The sequence below is a fragment of the Psychrobacter sp. NPDC078501 genome (genome assembly GCF_044900935.1).
GTDB lineage: Bacteria > Pseudomonadota > Gammaproteobacteria > Pseudomonadales > Moraxellaceae > Psychrobacter.
In genome coordinates this window covers 401,945-419,844 of the sequence record NZ_JBJDOS010000003.1, presented here as the reverse complement: position 1 = coordinate 419,844, position 17,900 = coordinate 401,945, and the positions used below count along the sequence as shown (strand labels likewise).

The 17,900-nt window shown below is 42.1% G+C and carries 13 protein-coding genes; 6 read left to right on the top strand and 7 right to left on the bottom strand.

What is annotated here, in order from left to right:
• Window positions 1-34: 34 nt before the first annotated feature.
• The 3 genes from ACI2IW_RS07530 to ACI2IW_RS07520 all read right to left on the bottom strand — a co-directional run bounded on the left by ACI2IW_RS07530 (window position 35) and on the right by ACI2IW_RS07520 (window position 3,179).
• A complete protein-coding gene (locus ACI2IW_RS07530) occupies window positions 35-583 on the bottom strand; it encodes a hypothetical protein (RefSeq protein WP_404693231.1) in 549 nt (182 codons plus the stop codon).
• A gap of 142 nt (window positions 584-725) precedes the next feature.
• Complete coding sequence (locus tag ACI2IW_RS07525) at window positions 726-983, bottom strand: YheV family putative metal-binding protein (protein ID WP_404693230.1); 258 nt, start codon at window positions 981-983, stop codon at window positions 726-728.
• Window positions 984-3,179, bottom strand: a complete 2,196-nt coding sequence (locus ACI2IW_RS07520; RefSeq protein ID WP_404693229.1) for a M3 family metallopeptidase — start codon at window positions 3,177-3,179, stop codon at window positions 984-986.
• A gap of 496 nt (window positions 3,180-3,675) precedes the next feature.
• On the opposite strand from ACI2IW_RS07520, the gene ACI2IW_RS07515 reads away from it, so the two are divergent.
• The 4 genes from ACI2IW_RS07515 (at window position 3,676) to ACI2IW_RS07500 (ending at window position 8,053) form a co-directional block, all read left to right on the top strand.
• Entirely contained in the window at window positions 3,676-4,788 is a 1,113-nt protein-coding gene (locus tag ACI2IW_RS07515) for a hypothetical protein (protein ID WP_404693228.1), read from the top strand.
• A 208-nt stretch (window positions 4,789-4,996) separates the two neighbouring features.
• A complete protein-coding gene (locus ACI2IW_RS07510; RefSeq protein ID WP_102078254.1) occupies window positions 4,997-5,752 on the top strand; it encodes an endonuclease/exonuclease/phosphatase family protein in 756 nt (251 codons plus the stop codon).
• A gap of 186 nt (window positions 5,753-5,938) precedes the next feature.
• The gene (locus ACI2IW_RS07505) at window positions 5,939-6,970 is read left to right on the top strand and encodes an NADP-dependent oxidoreductase (protein WP_404693227.1); all 1,032 of its coding nucleotides are present in this window, start codon (window positions 5,939-5,941) and stop codon (window positions 6,968-6,970) included.
• A 195-nt stretch (window positions 6,971-7,165) separates the two neighbouring features.
• Complete coding sequence (locus ACI2IW_RS07500) at window positions 7,166-8,053, top strand: EcsC family protein (protein ID WP_404693226.1); 888 nt, start codon at window positions 7,166-7,168, stop codon at window positions 8,051-8,053.
• Window positions 8,054-8,085: 32 nt separating this feature from the next.
• Here ACI2IW_RS07500 and ACI2IW_RS07495 read toward each other — a convergent pair whose 3' ends face one another.
• The 3 genes from ACI2IW_RS07495 to ACI2IW_RS07485 all read right to left on the bottom strand — a co-directional run bounded on the left by ACI2IW_RS07495 (window position 8,086) and on the right by ACI2IW_RS07485 (window position 11,612).
• The gene (locus ACI2IW_RS07495) at window positions 8,086-8,703 is read right to left on the bottom strand and encodes an alpha-ketoglutarate-dependent dioxygenase AlkB family protein (RefSeq protein WP_404693225.1); all 618 of its coding nucleotides are present in this window, start codon (window positions 8,701-8,703) and stop codon (window positions 8,086-8,088) included.
• A gap of 20 nt (window positions 8,704-8,723) precedes the next feature.
• Window positions 8,724-9,614, bottom strand: a complete 891-nt coding sequence (locus tag ACI2IW_RS07490) for an alpha/beta fold hydrolase (protein WP_404693224.1) — start codon at window positions 9,612-9,614, stop codon at window positions 8,724-8,726.
• Window positions 9,615-9,695: 81 nt separating this feature from the next.
• Window positions 9,696-11,612, bottom strand: coding sequence for an ABC transporter ATP-binding protein (locus ACI2IW_RS07485; protein WP_404693223.1), 1,917 nt, complete (start codon window positions 11,610-11,612; stop codon window positions 9,696-9,698).
• Between the two features lie 369 nt (window positions 11,613-11,981).
• Here ACI2IW_RS07485 and ACI2IW_RS07480 point away from each other — a divergent pair, with 369 nt between their 5' ends.
• Window positions 11,982-12,830 carry an EamA/RhaT family transporter gene (locus ACI2IW_RS07480; protein ID WP_404693222.1) on the top strand — a complete coding sequence of 283 codons (849 nt, stop codon included), beginning with the start codon at window positions 11,982-11,984 and terminating at the stop codon, window positions 12,828-12,830.
• Between the two features lie 176 nt (window positions 12,831-13,006).
• Window positions 13,007-13,897, top strand: a complete 891-nt coding sequence (locus tag ACI2IW_RS07475; RefSeq protein ID WP_404693221.1) for a fructose bisphosphate aldolase — start codon at window positions 13,007-13,009, stop codon at window positions 13,895-13,897.
• 101 nt (window positions 13,898-13,998) lie between these two features.
• Here ACI2IW_RS07475 and ACI2IW_RS07470 read toward each other — a convergent pair whose 3' ends face one another.
• Entirely contained in the window at window positions 13,999-17,613 is a 3,615-nt protein-coding gene (locus tag ACI2IW_RS07470; RefSeq protein WP_404693220.1) for an autotransporter domain-containing protein, read from the bottom strand.
• Between the last annotated feature and the right edge of the window lie 287 nt (window positions 17,614-17,900).

Here is a 17,900-nt window from a genome sequence, read left to right as displayed (position 1 = left end):
CGTAAGCCTCTCAATAACCAAATCAAGTATACGGTTATTGAACCGTCGCTTTATTAGAGTCGTTTGCTTCTAACTGAGCAATTTGTTGTTCGAGTAGCGCAATTTGTTCTGCCTTCATATCAGTCAATTGCTTATTCATAGCCACTTGTTCCGCTGCTAACTTTTCTTGTTCGGCCAGTCGCTGACGCTCATCTTCTAAACGATCAATCTCTTCTTTAGCCAAGCTATCATTTTCTGGTAGAGGTGCATCTAATATAGCAGTAGGATTTGGTATCGCGGTACTGTCATTATTGGCTGCTCCAGAGTTTTCATCCATGAGCACACTATTGTTAATCACAGAGTCATCTGTTGTCTCAGATATATTGTCTGTTGTTGACTCTGTCGGCGTTTGCTCAGTTACTGGTGCCGAAGTGGCGTCATCTACAGGGAGTATGGACTGAGTGCCAGACCTTCCTACAATAAGGTAGACAATGACGATAAGTAGCAATACTGAGATAAGTATTGCCAAAATTTTCTGACGTGATTTAGTCTGTTTTTTCTTAGAAGTGTGGGTTGATGAAGGCCGGATATTGTCTGGTTTCATGTTGTGATCAATTCATGTCAAGAATATAAGTAGCCATACTATAGCAAACTCAAAATAAAAAGCCTATCTATTGATAGATAGGCTTAATAGTCCATTAAATAATAAAGTATTTAATCTGTTTTTAGTTGTGAAAACTAAATAACTAAGGCTTAAATTTTACAGTGCCGCTGGTGCCAGTTGCCATCGCATCACGAGCTATCTGATCTTCTAAATGGTTCTTAGCACTAATGGCATCAGGGTTGGGGCGGTGCTCTGTGTGTCCGCACTGAGTGCATTCTATATACTCATCTGGGGCAGGGGTGACGATATTAACTTGCACCACAGCGTCCATCTCCTGACATTTCGGACAATGTACTCCTGCTAAAAATCGGCGCTTAGGACTAGATGATTGATAACGCATTTAAATGACCTCGCGCGTCGTTTGAGTATTTGCCGCATCAATATTTTTAGCATCAGTGAAACCATTATGGCGTAGCAAGGCGTCGATACTGGCGCTACGACCGCGGAAGTTTTCAAAATTGGTTTTCGCTGGGAAACTGCCGCCAACAGATAAGATAGACTCACGGAACGCTTTGCCTGTCGCTGGGTTGAAAATACCGTCTTCTTCAAACTTGCTAAACGCATCGGCTGATAGCAGTTCCGCCCATTTATATGAGTAATAACCTGCAGCATAACCACCCGCGAAAATATGACTAAAACCATTAGCAAAACGGTTATAGTCAGGTGTTTGCATAACGGAGATATCATCACGAACAGTATTGAGCGTCTCTAAAATACCATCGTAACTCAGTGCTGGCGTATGAGCGTGAATGAGTAAGTCAAATAGAGCAAACTCTATCTGACGCAGCGTTTGCATACCACTTTGGAAGTTTTTCACTGCTAATAGTGCATCGAGCTTGTCTTTAGGTAATGGCTCACCAGTCTCAACGTGGCTGCTGATAAGGGCGATACCTTCAGCGTCCCAAGCCCAGTTTTCCATAAACTGACTAGGAAGCTCGACTGCATCCCACTCAACACCATTAACACCAGCAACATCGCCCACCGTCACTTGGGTTAATAAATGATGTAAGCCATGACCAAACTCGTGGAATAAGGTTAATACTTCATCATGGGTCAATAAACTAGGTTTGCCATCAAGTGCCGGCGTGAAATTACCAACCATAAAGCAAACGGGAAGCTGCTGATGGTTTTGTTCTTCATAGCTATAGCGAGATTGGAAACCACTCATCCATGCACCGCCACGCTTACCGCTACGTGCAAACAAGTCAAAGTAGAAGCCACCGAGCAAGCGATCATCAGCATCGAATAATTGATAAAAGCTTACATCGTCATGCCAGCGAGAGACTGAGTCACTTTCTACATCTTTATGGTTTTGCTCTTGTACTTTAATACCGTATAGACGCTCAACGATAGTGAACAAGCCATTAACCACTTTGGGTAATGGGAAATATGGACGAATCTCCTCTTGCGATAAGCTGAACTCACTTTGTTTTACCTTTTCAGCGATATAGGCGCTATCCCACGGTTGCAACTCGTCAATGCCATAATCGCTAGCGTATTTCTGTAGCTGTGCCAAATCTGCTTTGGCAGCAGGGGTTGCTTGCGTTGCTAAGTCACGTAAGAATGTTTCAACTTCTAAGACGCTATCTGCCATCTTAGTCGATAGCGATACTTCAGCATAATTTGCAAAACCAAGTAGCTTGGCTTTTTGCTCACGTAATGAGAGGATTTGACTCATATTGTCAGCATTATTTAATGAGTTGCCTTTTGCATTGGTATGCGTATCAAACTCAGAAGCACGCGTAACGTAAGCACGATAAAGCGTCTCACGTAGGCTACGATCGTCCGCATGAGTCATGATCGCTAGATATACAGGAATATTTAAATTGGCCACATAGTAAGGAGTAGGAAGTGCATCTATATCAGCTTGGCTAAGAGCACCGCTAGCAAGCTCACGCGCTTTGTATTGCTCGCCTGCATCTGCCAATAGTGCCAAACCACTCTCTGTTAAGCCCTTTAACTGAGAGTCTTCTAAAGGCAGGGCAAATGCTTGCGTCGCATCCAAGATATTGTCCGAAAAGGTTGCAGACAAGGTAGATAACTCGCTTTGGATAGCGGCAAACTTTTCTTGCTCAGCTTGAGGTAACGCAACGCCTGATAACTCAAAACTACGTAATGCCAGTTCGATTGCGCGTGCACGAGCAGGCTCTAACGTAGCAAAGAAATTTGTGTCATTGACGATAGCTTGATAGCGATTAAACAAAGGCTGATGCTGGCCCACTCGCGTACCGTAAGCAGATAGCTTTGGTAACAGTTCATGGTGAACATGACGAATCTCATCGTTACTCATCACGCTATTGAGATGCGACAAAATACCCCAGCTACGATCTAATGCCAAATTAATATGATCAAAGCTCATCACATCTGCTAAAGCTTGTTCAGCACTTATTTTTTCAGCACTATTGCTTTCTATCGCGGTTAAGGTATCTAAAAAAGCATTGGCAGCATCAATAGCGTCAATTACTTGGTTCTGTAACGTATGTGGCGCAGTGTCGGTAAAATCGACAAGGCGTAAATCTAAAAGAGAAGATGTCATATAGGTATCCGGTATCAATGAATCATTATCAATAAAAATGAGAATGAGATAAGTCTGGCTACTATTGAAATATACAGTGTGTTCTTATTTTATATATAGATTATATAAAAGATGGGTTCGTTTGGTAAAAATACAACCTAAGCACTTTTATACGATTCAAGTAATTAGGACAGTGCTAGCAATCTGAAAGTAAATGTTGAGATTCTAGTACTTAGATTCAACTTTTCAAGATAATTATCCGAATATGTAGCTATGCTCGCTAAGGCAGTTCTTTAACAATATAGAGTGCTCTACTTACAAAGCGCTATCATTTGCTTGCAAATTAACCCTACAGGGAGTGGGGTATAGCTGTTAGCATCAAGATAATGGAATTTAAATATTATGCATCGACAGGATGCAAGAAAAACACGGATAGAAATTTCTGCACTTATAAAAGTACATGAGTGAAGAGATACATAAAGTTAAAAATGAACGATAATAAAACAAGGAGCAATATATGAAAGCGACTCTTAAAAGTTTACGTGAAACTAAAGCTAACCCTGCAGTAAGTATCTTTGTTAAAACGCATCGTGAACATCCAGCTAATGAGCAAGATCCTATCGCTCTAAAAAACCAATTGAAAGTTGCCGAAGATCGTTTGACGAAAGAATATGACAAACGAACAGCAACTACCATTCTAGATAATATTCAAAATAAAATCGGTGAGCTCAATCACAATTATAATCTCGATACGTTAGCTATATTTGCTAGTACGGATGATGTACAAGTTATTCGTATGCCAATTGATACAACGGAACGCGTTGTGATTTCAGATAGATTTGCTACGCGTGACTTGGTCCGTGATATGGCAAGTGCGGTTCATTATTATACGGTGGTTTTAACTCGTGATAATGCTCGTTTGATTGAAGCATCTAATGACCGCGTTGTGAGAGAGTTCGATAAAGATGACGATGCACAAAACAACATGGAGAACATTCAGTTCCCTGTCGAAAACAACGGACTATACACAACAGGTGACGGTGGCTCAGATCGTTCATCAAACAACGAAAGCAGTCACTTAAAAGAATTCTTTAACCAAGTTGATAAAAGTGTCCAAGAACTATGGGGTGACCATAAAATGCCTCTTGTCATAGTTGGTGATGCAAAAAATATTGGCTACTATAAAGAAGTTTGCGATCGTCCAGACAATATCATTACTACAGTATCTAATGCGACTAATTTAGAAGATGGTAGTGCTCAGCATATCGTAGACAGTGTGCAAGAAGCTATAGAAGAGTATCGCACATCGCTGCACAAAGCTGCGTTGGGTGAAATAGATAAAGCTCGCGGTGCGAATATGTTGCAGACTGATTTACAGGAAGTATATCGCAGTGCCTTCCAAGGGGCTGGCGAGACACTTTATGTACGCCGTGGTTATATACAGTCCGCTAAGATTGATGAGAAAGCACAAACGTTAAGCCCTGCCAATGATGCGACTACGGAAGGCATCACAGATGATGCAATCGGTGAAATCATCGAACACGTCATTCATAATGGCGGCGAAGCTGTATTTATGCCACAAGACATCATGGGTGAAGATCAACCAATAGCGTTAGTAACTCGATACTAATCTGACGATGACACCTATACGCGATGTTCATTTACGAGTCAGCCATTTATGAATTAGCCATTAATAATACATAGGTGTAATATGAGAGCATTGGTTCAATACGAGCCAGTGCTCTTTTTATGTCTGTCATTACCATCACTATGGGTGCTATCGTAGCTGAGCTATTGATCTTTACTCCATAAATAATGAGCGTACAACTAACCAAACTATGACTACCACCTCTTTTGTTTTAACCAGCTACAACATCCACAAAGGCATGTCACCGCTGAATCGCCAAGTGAAGATGCAAGGTATTGCTCAGGCGCTAGAGTCTGTGGGCTCAGACGTCTTGTGTTTGCAAGAAGTGCAAGGCCAAAACCTCAAACGTAATATGCAATATAACGAGTACCCAGATCAATCACAGCATGAATGGTTCGGCGAGTTTTTAGATCTGCAAAACAGTTATGGCAAAAACTCAGAATATGAAAATGGCCATCACGGCAATGCAGTATTGAGCCGCTTCCCCCTAGATCCTAAACACAATGTAAATATTACGGTCAATAAGCTTGAGCAGCGCGGTGTCTTGCACTGTGAGGTACAACCTATCGGTTGGGAGATGCCAGTTGTCGTATTGTGTGCACATTTAAATTTATTTGAGCGAGATCGTATCAAGCAGTATCAAGCGATTAGTGATTATGTTCGAAATGAGATTGCACCAGATCAGCCGCTTATCTTGGCAGGCGATTTTAATGATTGGAAAAAGATGTCTTGTGACAAACTGGCGTCAGATCTCGGTATGATAGAAGCGTTCAAGCATTGTCATGGCAAGCTGTTGCCAACCTTTCCAGCAAAGCTACCAGTACTCAGCTTGGATCGTATCTATGTGCGCAATTTGCTTGTGAAGGATGCTTGGGTACACACTGGAAAACCTTGGTCATCGCTATCAGATCATCTGCCCATTAGTGCAGAACTGATGCTGCCCTAATACCTAACTATAATAATTCGTCTAAATGTATTATATTGGCAATCTATCGATATATGAACAATTGTCTTTATTGATCATCTTATTGATTAACCATGTTCTCGATTGAAAGTGCTATTAACAGTACAACGTTTCAATAAAATGAATAACAAGTACAGCCTAATAAACAAAATATAAGGATATTCTACGATGGCAACAGCGTCTACTACTGATAATAATCAACAAGCTAACCACAACATACCTAAGACACAGCACGCCGTACTCATACGCGAGTTTGGTGAGCCTGAAGTAATGAAATACCAAGACGGTGCTGATGTCCCTGAGCTACAGGACGATCAAGTACTAGTAAAAATTGCCTATGCTGGAATTAACCCTGTCGATTATAAGACCCGCCAAGGTAAAGGCTGGGGTGCAGAGAACATTCGTAAAGACAAGTTTGAGAATGATCAGCCAGCTATTTTAGGATTCGATGTATCAGGCGAAGTAGTCAGCAGCAATAGCGACGAGTTTGCTGTGGGCGATAGAGTAGCGGCTTTGACCTTTAGCGGTGGTGGCTATGCGCAATATGTGGCAGTAGATGCCAAGTTACTTGCGAAAGTACCAGATAATGTCAGCTTAGAGCAGGCAGGTGCTTTGCCTTGTATCGGACAAACGGCGCTACAGTTTGTAGATTTTGCTGATATAAAAACAGGCGAGCATGTGGTGATTAATGCACCAGCAGGCGGTGTCGGTCATTTACTAATCCAATTGCTCATGAATAAAGTGGCGCAAGATAACATCAAGGTAACGGTAATTTGCTCACCAGAAAAATACGCCAAGCTTGATGAGTTGATAGACGTATCTAAGCTGGCGGGTTGGATAGATTATACCAAAGATGAAGCGTTTCCTGACCTACAAGCTGATATGCTACTTGATTTAGTCGGTGATGAAGCAGGTGTCCGCGCGCTTAGCGTGCTCAAATCAGGCGCCCGAGTAAATGTGTTACCCACTATCTGGGTTGATAAGCTCAAAGAAGCGGGTCAGCAAAAAGACTTAGCAGTAGCAGGCTACAAAGCGCAGCGTAGTGGTCAAGATATGGCGCGTGTTTTACAGGAGGTGGCCGATGGTAATTTAACTTTAAAAATTCAAAAGACCTATCCACTCTCAGAAGTTGTTGAAGCGCACCATGAGCTACAAAAAGGCGATGCTTTTGGCAAGATTGTCTTGGCCGCTGCTGAGTGAATATCAAGATTGCCTAATTATTAGATAGTGTTTGGTAGGATTTATTAGTAAGGGGATGTCTGTTGAAACCCAGTAAACTTAACTGATGACTTAACAAATCATACAAAAGTTTTATTTTGAACAACAGAACGTCCCTGTAGTCTTTGCTTATTTATCATAGGATAGAAAGCGAACGATACTAATAAAGGGAATAATATGACTATCAACAATAAGACTATCAACAATAAGACTATCAATAATAAGACCAGCAATGAAAAAACAGATGACCACATTGCTTATGAATCCAAAGTCCGTGAAGAAGTAGAAGCATGGAAGAACCCTGATAAAGGAATTTTGGATAAAACGATAGCAGTGCTTAATACCCCTGTGGTAGCAGCAGGTGATGCGTTAATGGAAGCTCCACAATTTGGCGATTCTCTAAAAAAAGTAACTGAGGAAACGATTACTGCTTTGAGTGATGCGGCCAACTGGACATTGGACACTCAAAACGTTATCGATAGCTATCAAGAGGCAGCAGATATTAACGACGCCTCTATCAAAACGCTGGCTGACATTAAAAGTCTACCCATTGCGGTTGTAGATAAACAAGTTAAGCTTTTCAAAAGCAAATATGTAGCGCTAACCAGTGCACAAGGGGTGACTACAGGGGTTGTAGGCTGGGCAGGTATCCCTGCTGACGTCGTTGGGCTCATTACGGCTAACCTACGTGCGATTGGAGAATATGCAACTTATTATGGCTTCGATATCAATGATGAAGGCGAGCAGCTATTTGCTATGTCTTTATTGGCTGTAGCAACTTCTGCCTCTGTTGAGGAGCGTAAAGCGGCGTTAGATGACACTCAGTCGATGATTAAAGATCCAGAAACTCAGGCATTTAATCAGATTAATGAAGAGGTCGTGTCTCGTGTACTGCGTCAGACAGCGACTAAAGTAGCCACTAACATCGTTAAGACAAAAGCGGCGCAAATTATTCCAGCAGTAGGCGCAGTAGTCGCAGGTGGTGTTAATGCCAATTATACTGCTAATGTGTGTGAAGCTGCTTACCAGTGTTACCGTGAGCGTTTTTTAGATCGTCTCGCGTAAGTATCAGATGACTCGTTAAGTCAGCGATAGTATCAAGATGTAAGCATATGCCGAAACGTTAGACTGATTCGCCCAGCATCGACCGTCTTTGTCTTAGTAATCGTATGCTTCCAAAAGGTTTGTGTATCACCATGCATCACAACGAGCTGACCAGACTCAAGATAAAGTTCAACTTTGTCTTGAGTTTTTTTATGCTTAAAAACAAACTTACGTGTTGCACCAAGCGATAAGGAGGCGATGACTGGTTGATGACCGAGCTCTTTTTCGTCATCAGCGTGATAGCCCATACCATCAGCGCCAGAAGGATAGTAATTAAGCAGGCAGGTGTTGAAATTAGCGGTGACACCGATTTCTACTAAAGCTTGCTCAATTCTCTGTTTCACGTGAAACAATGTATCTGACCATGGAACAGTTTGCCGCACGTGTCCTGAGTATTGGTAGTCTGCATCTGTATCTCCCATCCAGACAATTTTCCGAGTGGTTATATGGGTCTTACCAAATAACGTCACGATGTCTGGCTGCCAAGGTAGCTTATTTAGTAGAGTATTATAAAGGGCAGTGGCATCGTCGATAATCACGCCTAGATCATTCACCTTACCATCATAGGGCAGTAAGTTATCCGTGGGTGCAGGGGCAAAGAGGTCAGTCATAATTTAGTCGTTGTAAATCCTTATTTACTGCTTTGGTAGTGCTCGTTGATGATTTGAGCACATAGTTCAGGCGCTTCCATTGGTAATAGATGACCATAATCTGACAGCGAAATAAGACTGCTATCTGGGACAAACTTTTTCCATTGCTTGCGTACTTTGTCATTGATGAACAGGGTAGGCTTGCCTGTAATCAACGTGTAGGGACAGCGTAGTTTTTTGAGTACGGCATCGATATGAGGTGCGCCAAAATAATTGGCCAGCTCTTGTTCTGGTGCAAACATAAGCGTATAGCTACCATCTGCATTCTTGCTCAAGCTTTGCTCAGCAAATACTTGCAAGTGCTCATTGCTGATACGCTTATAGGCACGCTGCGCACGTAGGCTCTCGTAATAACTATGGGCACTTGGCCAAGTAGATTGCTTGGTTAACGTGCTTTTGAAAGGCTCACGGCTCAGTAGTACAGAGCGTGGCAAAAGGTTATATAAGGTAGCTTGGTTCTTGGTAAAAGTGACAGGCTCAATCAGGTACAACTGCGAAAACAACTCTGGACGTTTGGCAGCTGCCATCGCTGTAGCCGTAGCCCCTTGCGAATGACCAATACCTATGACAGGCTTATCTTGGGTCTTTTCTAAAAACTCAATCAGCATATCAGCATCTTGCTCGCGCGTAAGACGGCGGCTTTGCGGCTTATCATACCAGTAACCACGTAGGGCAAGTGAGCTGATATCAAACTCAGTGGCTAGCTTGCTTAATAGTGGCGTATAAGTACCAACAGTAAAACTATTACCACTATAAAAATGTGCTGGAGCGCGGGGAATAGAGCTTGAATCTAGCGGCTGATTAAATTGGCTAAGGTCATAATAGCGAGCCTGTTTTCCGCCAAGAGTAATGCGGTTTGTGAATGCTTCCATAAAATAAACACTTCCTTGTGACTTATTTTGAGTGATTTTTTTGCAGTTTGTCTTCTTATGATTGAGCTGACTTAATGAATCCTAGTTGTCTTCACCTAAGAAGCCACCGCTTTGACGTTGCCACAGTCGAGCGTAGACACCATTCAATGCTAATAGTTCATCATGACTACCTTGCTCGATGATGCGACCTTGATGCATAACGACCAGTCTATCCAATGCGGCAATAGTAGACAGGCGGTGGGCGATAGCAATAACGGTCTTGCCAGTCATGATGTCATTTAAGCTTTCGGTAATGGCATATTCAATCTCAGAATCTAGGGCACTGGTCGCTTCATCTAAAAGTAAAATCGGCGCATTTTTTAGCATAACACGTGAGATAGCAATACGTTGACGTTGACCGCCAGATAGTTTGACTCCGCGTTCACCCACTTGGGTATCAAGGCCTGTATTGCCTTTATCATCGTACAGATCTTTGATGAAATCCCATGCCTGAGCTTGTTTGGCAGCGATCATAATCTCTTCGTCAGTAGCATCAGGACGACCATAGGCGATGTTTTCACGTACAGTACGATGTAGCAATGACGTATCTTGAGTCACCATACCAATCTGTTGGCGCAACGATTCCTGCGTAACCGCATCAATAGCCTGACCATCAATCAGAATCTTACCACTATCGACATCAAAGAAGCGCAAGAGTAAATTAACCAAAGTTGATTTACCAGCACCTGAACGCCCAACCAGACCGATCTTTTCACCCGGCTTAATATCTAAGTGGAAGTTGTCCAACAGTTTGATATATGAGTTAGGAGCGCGTTTATCAATGTCGGTACCATCAACAGGCTTACTAGTTTGTCCATTGTCTTCTTCGTCATTCTCATAACTGAAGTCAACATGGTCGAACACGATACGCCCTTCCGTGACGGCCAGCGCTGGCGCGTCAGGTTTATCAATAATTGTCTGCGGCGCTGATAACGTACGCATACCATCTTGAACTGTACCGATACTCTCAAACAAACTGGCTGTCTGCCACATAATCCAACGCGTCAAACCATTTAGACGTAATGCCATAGCGGTCGCAGCAGCAATGGCACCAACACCAACTGCGCCTTGTTGCCACAAGTACAATCCAATACCTGCCGTACTACTGACCAAGATCACGCTGATAAGATGGGTCGATACTTCTAAATAGCTGACCCAGCGCATCTGCGCATGTACCGTACCTAGAAATTGCCCCATGGCGTTTTTGGCGTAGCCCAGCTCACGACGAGAGTGGCTAAATAGCTTTACGGTCATGATATTGGCATAAGCATCAGTGATTCGTCCTGTCATCAAGGCACGGGCATCCGCTTGCACAATCGCTGTCTCCTTGAGCTTAGGGATAAAGTACCAAATAGTGATGGCAACCAAGACCAGCCAAATGACAAAAGGAATGAGTAGTAAGCTGTCTAAATTAAACAGAATCACCCCTGAGGTGATAAAGTAGACAGAGACATACATAAACATATCGGTAACAGTCATCACGGTATCGCGTACTGCTAGGGCTGTCTGCATTACCTTAGCTGAGACACGTCCCGAAAACTCATCCTGATAGAACTGCATGGATTGCCCAAGCATGCGCTGATGAAAACGCCAGCGCATCTGCATAGGAAACACACCTTGCAAGGTCTGAAAGTGTATAAACGATGACAGGGCAATCCACAATGGGCTTACTATCATGACAGCGAGCATGATGAGCAGCATATCGCCTTTTTCTACCCATAAGTTTTGCGGTGTATAAACGCCCAACCAATCGACGATATTACCTATCCAAGCAAACAGCATGGCCTCATAGATACCGATACCAGCGGACAAAATCATAAAGATTAGTAGCCAGCCGCGTAGGCCATTGGTACATGCCCACAAAAACTTCAGCATGCCATCGCGAGGTGATGGCAATGGCATAGGTGTGTCTGGAAAGGCGGGTAGGCGGTTTTCAAAAAAGCGAAATAAAGCATTCATAGGCAGTAATAAAACATCAATAGCAGTACGTCAAGATGAACGAGAGGACTCGTTATCTAGAATCTTTACTTTTGTGATTGGGATTAGGTGCTATTTTAGCAAAATTACTAATCATACCTGCATGCTAATTGTAATTTACTTAAGAATAGCCATGTCTTTAGTGCCTTAGTCACAACCATAATAAATAGATTGCTGTAGAAAACATATTTTGTTACATTCTACATCCAAACTTATTTATGGTTTGAATATTGTTTTTATAAGTATGATTTTATTGCAAATATCAGCTGATTAGCAGGTATTTTATTTAATGGTCTCTATAAATATATGAACAGTAATAAATCAACATTGAAGTTCAAAAGGTAGCAGTGAATGGTGTATTTAATAATAGCGGTGCTATGTAGCGTCGCCGTCTCCGTACTTTTGAAAATATTGCGCCAGAAAAATATAGATATTCGTCAGACCATCGTGGCAGGCTATCCTGTGGCTTTTTTACTGACTTGGGTGTTACTAAAACCTGATGTGGGGGCCATACATGCACTTGATAGCGCTTGGGGCATCATCATCGCGCTTGGGGTACTATTGCCTGCTGTATTTATCATTCTCGGACGAGCTATTGAAGCGGTGGGGATGGTAGCAACCGACGCGTCTCAGCGCTTATCACTCATTATTCCCATCGTAGCGGCTTTTTTGCTATTCGGTGAGGTGCTGACTGGTACACGTATACTTGGACTGGCGTTAGGTTTTCTGGCATTAGGTGCGCTTGTCTATCGACCACAGCATAACGATATTACTCGGTCAGCAAAGCATACGCCACTATGGTTATTCGGGGTATGGGCAGGCTACGGAGTTATTGATATTTTGTTCAAACAAGTTGCCAAACAAGGGGCGGCCTTTCCGTTGACTCTATTGGTTAGCTTCGGGGTAGCAGGTGTATTGCTTTTAATCTATTTACTTGTCACACGGGTACGTTGGCAAAAACAAGCACTTATGACAGGCTTGCTGCTCGGTACATTAAACATGGGCAATATTTATGCCTATGTGCGGGCACACCAAGTGCTGCATGACTCTCCCAGTATTGTTTTCACTGGTATGAATGTCGGCGTTATTGCCGTAGCGACATTGATTGGCGTAGGTGTATTTAAAGAGCAGCTGAACCGTATCAACATAATAGGATTAGTATTGGCAGTCTGCTGTGTAGGGGTGCTATTTTTGGCATAAAGCACTTTGTCCAAAAGTATTGGTTTCATGATTTTTAGGCTATATTGTCACGTATCCTATATAGGCATATAAATCATCCTATGATAAGGTTATCTACAAATAACACAGCTTGTATGGAATAAAAAAGCTTAATTTATGATATTTAACTTAACCAATAAAAATAGGATGCAGGCTCAATGGAATACGATAAGCAATTACAGCGTATAAAAAATAGTTCAGGTTTTATTGCTGCTCTTGATCAAAGTGGCGGCAGCACACCAAAAGCGTTAGAGACTTATGGTGTCAACAGCGACGCTTACGATAATGATGAGGCCATGTTTGATTTGGTTCATGAAATGCGTGCTCGTATCATGACGTGTGACTGTTTTGATAGTGAGCGTGTACTTGGTGCAATTTTATTTGAAGACACCATGGAGCGCGAAGTTAATGGTAAGTCGACGGCCAATTACCTATGGGAAGATAAAAATATCGTACCATTTTTGAAGGTAGATAAAGGTCTGGCTGAGCAGATGAGCGGTGTACAAGTCATGAAGCCGATTCCGAATCTAGATCTATTATTAGATAAAGCAAAAAACTATCCCGTATTCGGTACTAAAATGCGCTCAGTCATTTATGAGCCAAACGTCGATGGTATCGAGCTTGTGGTACAGCAGCAGTTTGATGTGGCTAAGCAAATTATTTCAAAAGGTTTGATGCCAATCGTTGAGCCAGAGGTCAATATTGATAGCACTCAAAAGCATGAGTGCGAGTTACTGTTGAAGACAGATATACTGCGCAATCTGGAACGCTTGAATGACGAACACCAAGTGATGCTCAAGCTAACATTGCCAGAAGAGGCAGGGTTTTATCAGGAGCTGATTGACCATCCTAAAGTGCTCAAAGTAGTGGCGTTATCTGGTGGCTATAGTCGTAGCGATGCTTGTGTCAAGCTTAAACAAAACCCAGGTATGATTGCGAGCTTCTCGCGTGCCTTTACCGAAGGCTTAAGTAAGCAACAAAGCGATAGCGAGTTTGCTGAGACCATTAATGCTTCAATTGAAGAGATTTATGAAGCGTCAAAAGTGTAAAACTAAATCCGTACTAGTAAGTTTAAGTCAATAATACAAAAAAAGCTTGAACCTAATATGATTAGATTCAAGCTTTTTGCTTTTTATAGATATATTAAGCTTTAGAAGGTTGTTTGTAAGGACACATTAGCGCCTTGACTGTCGTAATTATCACGCCACTCACCACGATAACCTACAGATAGCTTAGTATTGATGGTTGGTGTATAGCTCAAACCAATGCCTGCAATACCAATCTCGCTTCCAATTTCTTGACCAATGGTAGTGAACTTATCATTAGGCATACTAATAAAGCTTGCCGTAACATCAGATCGACGGTCACCATTCTCAACAGCAGCAGCCAATTGACCAGTCAGTGCAATCGCTGGTGTTAGAGCCTGCGATAAACGTAGTCCTGCAGTCCAACGCATTGACTCATAGGTATTTTCATCAACGTTCAGATTGTAGACACCAGCCCCTGTTTCACGATAGCTGTCGCTCTCGGCACGCGCATAGTTTACCTGAGCGAACGGAGTCACATTACGCTGCTGAGTACCAATACGATGAGCAACTCCTAATCCTGCTTGTAAGGTATCAACAGAATAATCAGATTGTGCAACAGCATCTGTCAGTATGGTCATACGACGTTCACCTTCGACATCGCTCTTACCTAGACCTGCATGGAAATTTAGATCAGTCGCATCGCTTACAGCATAGTTACCGTAGCCAAGCACTTGCCAGTTCTTGGCGGTTAGCTCCTGATCAAGACTGGTGCCATCGGTATCAGCATCGCTCTTGATATAAGAAAACGCAACGCCCAGATTAAGATCACTATTAATAGGGGTGTCTAATCCTACAATGGCACCATATGCTTCAGAATCATAACCAGTAACACCTTCTTCTGCATCATGGCTACCGTTATTGCCAATTAGCTGAGCCCAAAGGTTACGTTGAGGAACAGTCTGGCTATGTTCCTGAATAGTATCAGATGCTGCATAGTTAGCATCAGTAATGATACGGTTGGTCGCGCCCATAAATAATGGCTGCAACTGGTTGGCAGCTGTAGCAAGCTGAGACTGATTAAAGTTGAGGGTCGAGCTAATCAAACTATCAGCCAACGCATTATCACCGTTTGTCACACGATCTTGAATGGCTTTATCTAATACATAAGCGATGCCTGTGTCATTTCGATTAGAACGACTGATCACTGATTGAAGGAACGTTGTATTGGTTACTGGTGGCTCAGGTATTACTGGTGGCTCAGGTATAACAACAGGCACTATCATTTTGAGATTTACGGTCTTAGCATCGCTATAATCTGCCTCAAAGCTCACCAATGGACTGTTATCATTGATAGCAGTGAATTCACCAGTACGACTGCTAGCGCTAATAATATCTGACCACTCATTATTACCAGTCATTTTTGTCACAGCTTCTGATGCATCGACTTGCAACTGACCCTGACTAATGTCAGCAGCACCTGTCACAACTAGTTGACCATAGTCATCAAGACTATTTAAGCTAATACCTAGTATTTCACCATCACGCATGGTGTAATCGCCGTCTAGACTAAGTGTACCTTGTTTAATGTTAGTAGCGCCTGTCCACTGTTTGGCAGTAGTCGCCATCGCTAGCATGCCAGTACCTTTCTTGGTAAAGTCACCTGAGCCAGTAATAACGGCACCATTACCTGCTAGCGTAGTATCTTCGAATAAGCGCGCATTAAATCCAGCAGTATCAATTGTACCGCCGCCCGTACCTAGATTAATAAGGTTGTCACCCGTGAAGTTTCTGAATAATACTGGCTGAAACTCTGTCAGTTCTAATGTACCGTTATCAAAGTTGACTTCCGATTTTGCAGAGTTCTCAAATCTTTCGATACTTTGAGTCTTGATGACACCATTATTAATAACGTTTAGTGTACCGCTGCCAAAAGCACCTACGACAGTGATGGGCGCGATCAAAGTAGCATTATCTACTGTCAATTCACCTACTGCATTTGTACCTTCAGTATCAGAGCCTCCGAGCTGCAACTGACGAGTCACTTCTAGTGTGCCTTGATCAGTAACATCAACTTGACCCTTACCGCTGGCAGCAGCCCCTACAAAAAGATCCATTGTAGATACTTTGGTGTCTTCTCCACTTATCTCTAAGAGGGCAGTTTCAAGCTCGACTTCAGGTTGAGGTTCAATTTCAGGTTGAGGCTCAGGTGGAAATTCAGACTCGAATGGAAGTGTAGAGGTGCCAATATATATGGCTTCCGCGTTGTTCCATTGTGCACCGCTTGCCAATGATACTTTCGCATCTACGCCAGCAGATGAACCAATATAAGCGTTATTAGAGTTCAGAACTGCTTCGTTAGTAATGTTAATTTCATTAACAGCATTAATAGCATTAATAGCATCAACATCCTCAACACTAATATGAGGGCCATTGTCAGAGCTACCTATACCCGCATATAGGTTGTTTACAGTTAGTGATGAACCATTACCACTGACGTTCACGATACTCTTGCTAGCAGTGCTGGTAGAGTTGTTATAGTCATCCGAGCCTATATATAGATTACCTGCTTCGGCCGTACCACCATTTTCTATGGTAAGTGTACTCGTCCCTGAATTTCGAGAGCTAATACGCACATCTTCTTGAACTTTCAGGGATGAGCCTGCACCATCAACGTTGACACTAGTCTCGCCAGTTATTATTGGCTGATTACTTTGATCATAATAACCATATGAGTATATATCTAGAGAATTTGCTTCGGCTGTGCCGCCATTTTTTACGGACAGTGTACTCGTCCCTGCATTTTCAGAGGAAATACGCACATCTTCTTGAACTTTCAGGGATGAGCCTGAACCATCAACGTTAACACTAGTCTTGCTAGTTGTTGGTAGTTGATTATCTTGATTGTAGTAATTATATGAGTATATATTCAGAGAGTTTGCTTCGGCTGTGCCACCATTTTCTACAGTAAGTGTGGTTTCTGAACTTCCAGAACCAATCGAGAGCCAATCTTGTACCTTCAGGGATGAGTCTAAACCATCAATTTTGACACTGGTATCACCAGTTATTAATTGATTGTTTTCATCAAAATAGCTATATGAGGATATATCTAGATAGCCTGCTTCGACCGTACCACCATTTTCTACGGTAAGTGTGGTTGTTCCTGCATTTTGAGAGCGAATTCCTAGATAATCTTGAGCCTTCAGTAATGAACCTAGACCATTTACATTAATTTTAGTATCATTAGCTAGTTGTTGATCATTTAGGTAGTAGCCATTTGTATATATATCGTTAGCTTCTAAACGTCCTCCAGCTTCAATATCTATTAATGCATTGTTACTTATGAAGAACTGGTCAGTCTGTACTACTCCGTTGTCTTTAATTAGAAGACGTGAAGGTACCTCTTGATCACCACTCATCTGCATATGATAATAGTTATTCGTATCATCATTATTCTTCAGAATGGTGCCATCATTTTTTACGATATCGTCAACGATAGTATAGCCATTACCCACAATGTTTACTGCGCCATTGTCATAGGTGATGGCATGAGTCACACTGGCTATACTCAGTCCGAGCACGCTAAACAAAGCAGTTGATAATGCGCGTAAGGCAAAATTATTGTTTGAGGTAGAGGTTGATGATTTACCAGAAGATTTGCCACAAGTTTTGGCAAGTTCAGACACACACTGATAGACACCTAAAGAATGATTAAAGACAACACGATAAATATGATTCATACTTTTACCCTGAATGTTAACTAACGGAAATGTTAGGTTTTCTTACGGATATATTACTCGATATATAATAATTGTCTATTTTTATTTGTCTGGATACATATTATTTGTAGGTTTGTACTAGCTTTTTTATACTCTGTTTTTATCCGAAATAGATAATATCTCTCTCGCCCAAATAGTACCTACAAGGATTTATCTATATTTGAGTTCATTCTGAATAATGGTATAAAAGCATTGTCACTGAATGTCAGATTACAAAAAAGCCCTACTAGATAAGTGTGAAAATACTT

What these genes read in the sequence shown, in the direction of transcription:
- ACI2IW_RS07530 (WP_404693231.1), bottom strand. Translation starts at nt 583, where the DNA reads ATGAAACCAGACAATATCCGGCCTTCATCAACCCACACTTCTAAGAAA.
- ACI2IW_RS07525 (WP_404693230.1), bottom strand. Translation starts at nt 983, where the DNA reads ATGCGTTATCAATCATCTAGTCCTAAGCGCCGATTTTTAGCAGGAGTA.
- ACI2IW_RS07520 (WP_404693229.1), bottom strand. Translation starts at nt 3,179, where the DNA reads ATGACATCTTCTCTTTTAGATTTACGCCTTGTCGATTTTACCGACACT.
- ACI2IW_RS07515 (WP_404693228.1), top strand. Translation starts at nt 3,676, where the DNA reads ATGAAAGCGACTCTTAAAAGTTTACGTGAAACTAAAGCTAACCCTGCA.
- ACI2IW_RS07510 (WP_102078254.1), top strand. Translation starts at nt 4,997, where the DNA reads ATGACTACCACCTCTTTTGTTTTAACCAGCTACAACATCCACAAAGGC.
- ACI2IW_RS07505 (WP_404693227.1), top strand. Translation starts at nt 5,939, where the DNA reads ATGGCAACAGCGTCTACTACTGATAATAATCAACAAGCTAACCACAAC.
- ACI2IW_RS07500 (WP_404693226.1), top strand. Translation starts at nt 7,166, where the DNA reads ATGACTATCAACAATAAGACTATCAACAATAAGACTATCAATAATAAG.
- ACI2IW_RS07495 (WP_404693225.1), bottom strand. Translation starts at nt 8,703, where the DNA reads ATGACTGACCTCTTTGCCCCTGCACCCACGGATAACTTACTGCCCTAT.
- ACI2IW_RS07490 (WP_404693224.1), bottom strand. Translation starts at nt 9,614, where the DNA reads ATGGAAGCATTCACAAACCGCATTACTCTTGGCGGAAAACAGGCTCGC.
- ACI2IW_RS07485 (WP_404693223.1), bottom strand. Translation starts at nt 11,612, where the DNA reads ATGAATGCTTTATTTCGCTTTTTTGAAAACCGCCTACCCGCCTTTCCA.
- ACI2IW_RS07480 (WP_404693222.1), top strand. Translation starts at nt 11,982, where the DNA reads ATGGTGTATTTAATAATAGCGGTGCTATGTAGCGTCGCCGTCTCCGTA.
- ACI2IW_RS07475 (WP_404693221.1), top strand. Translation starts at nt 13,007, where the DNA reads ATGGAATACGATAAGCAATTACAGCGTATAAAAAATAGTTCAGGTTTT.
- ACI2IW_RS07470 (WP_404693220.1), bottom strand. Translation starts at nt 17,613, where the DNA reads ATGAATCATATTTATCGTGTTGTCTTTAATCATTCTTTAGGTGTCTAT.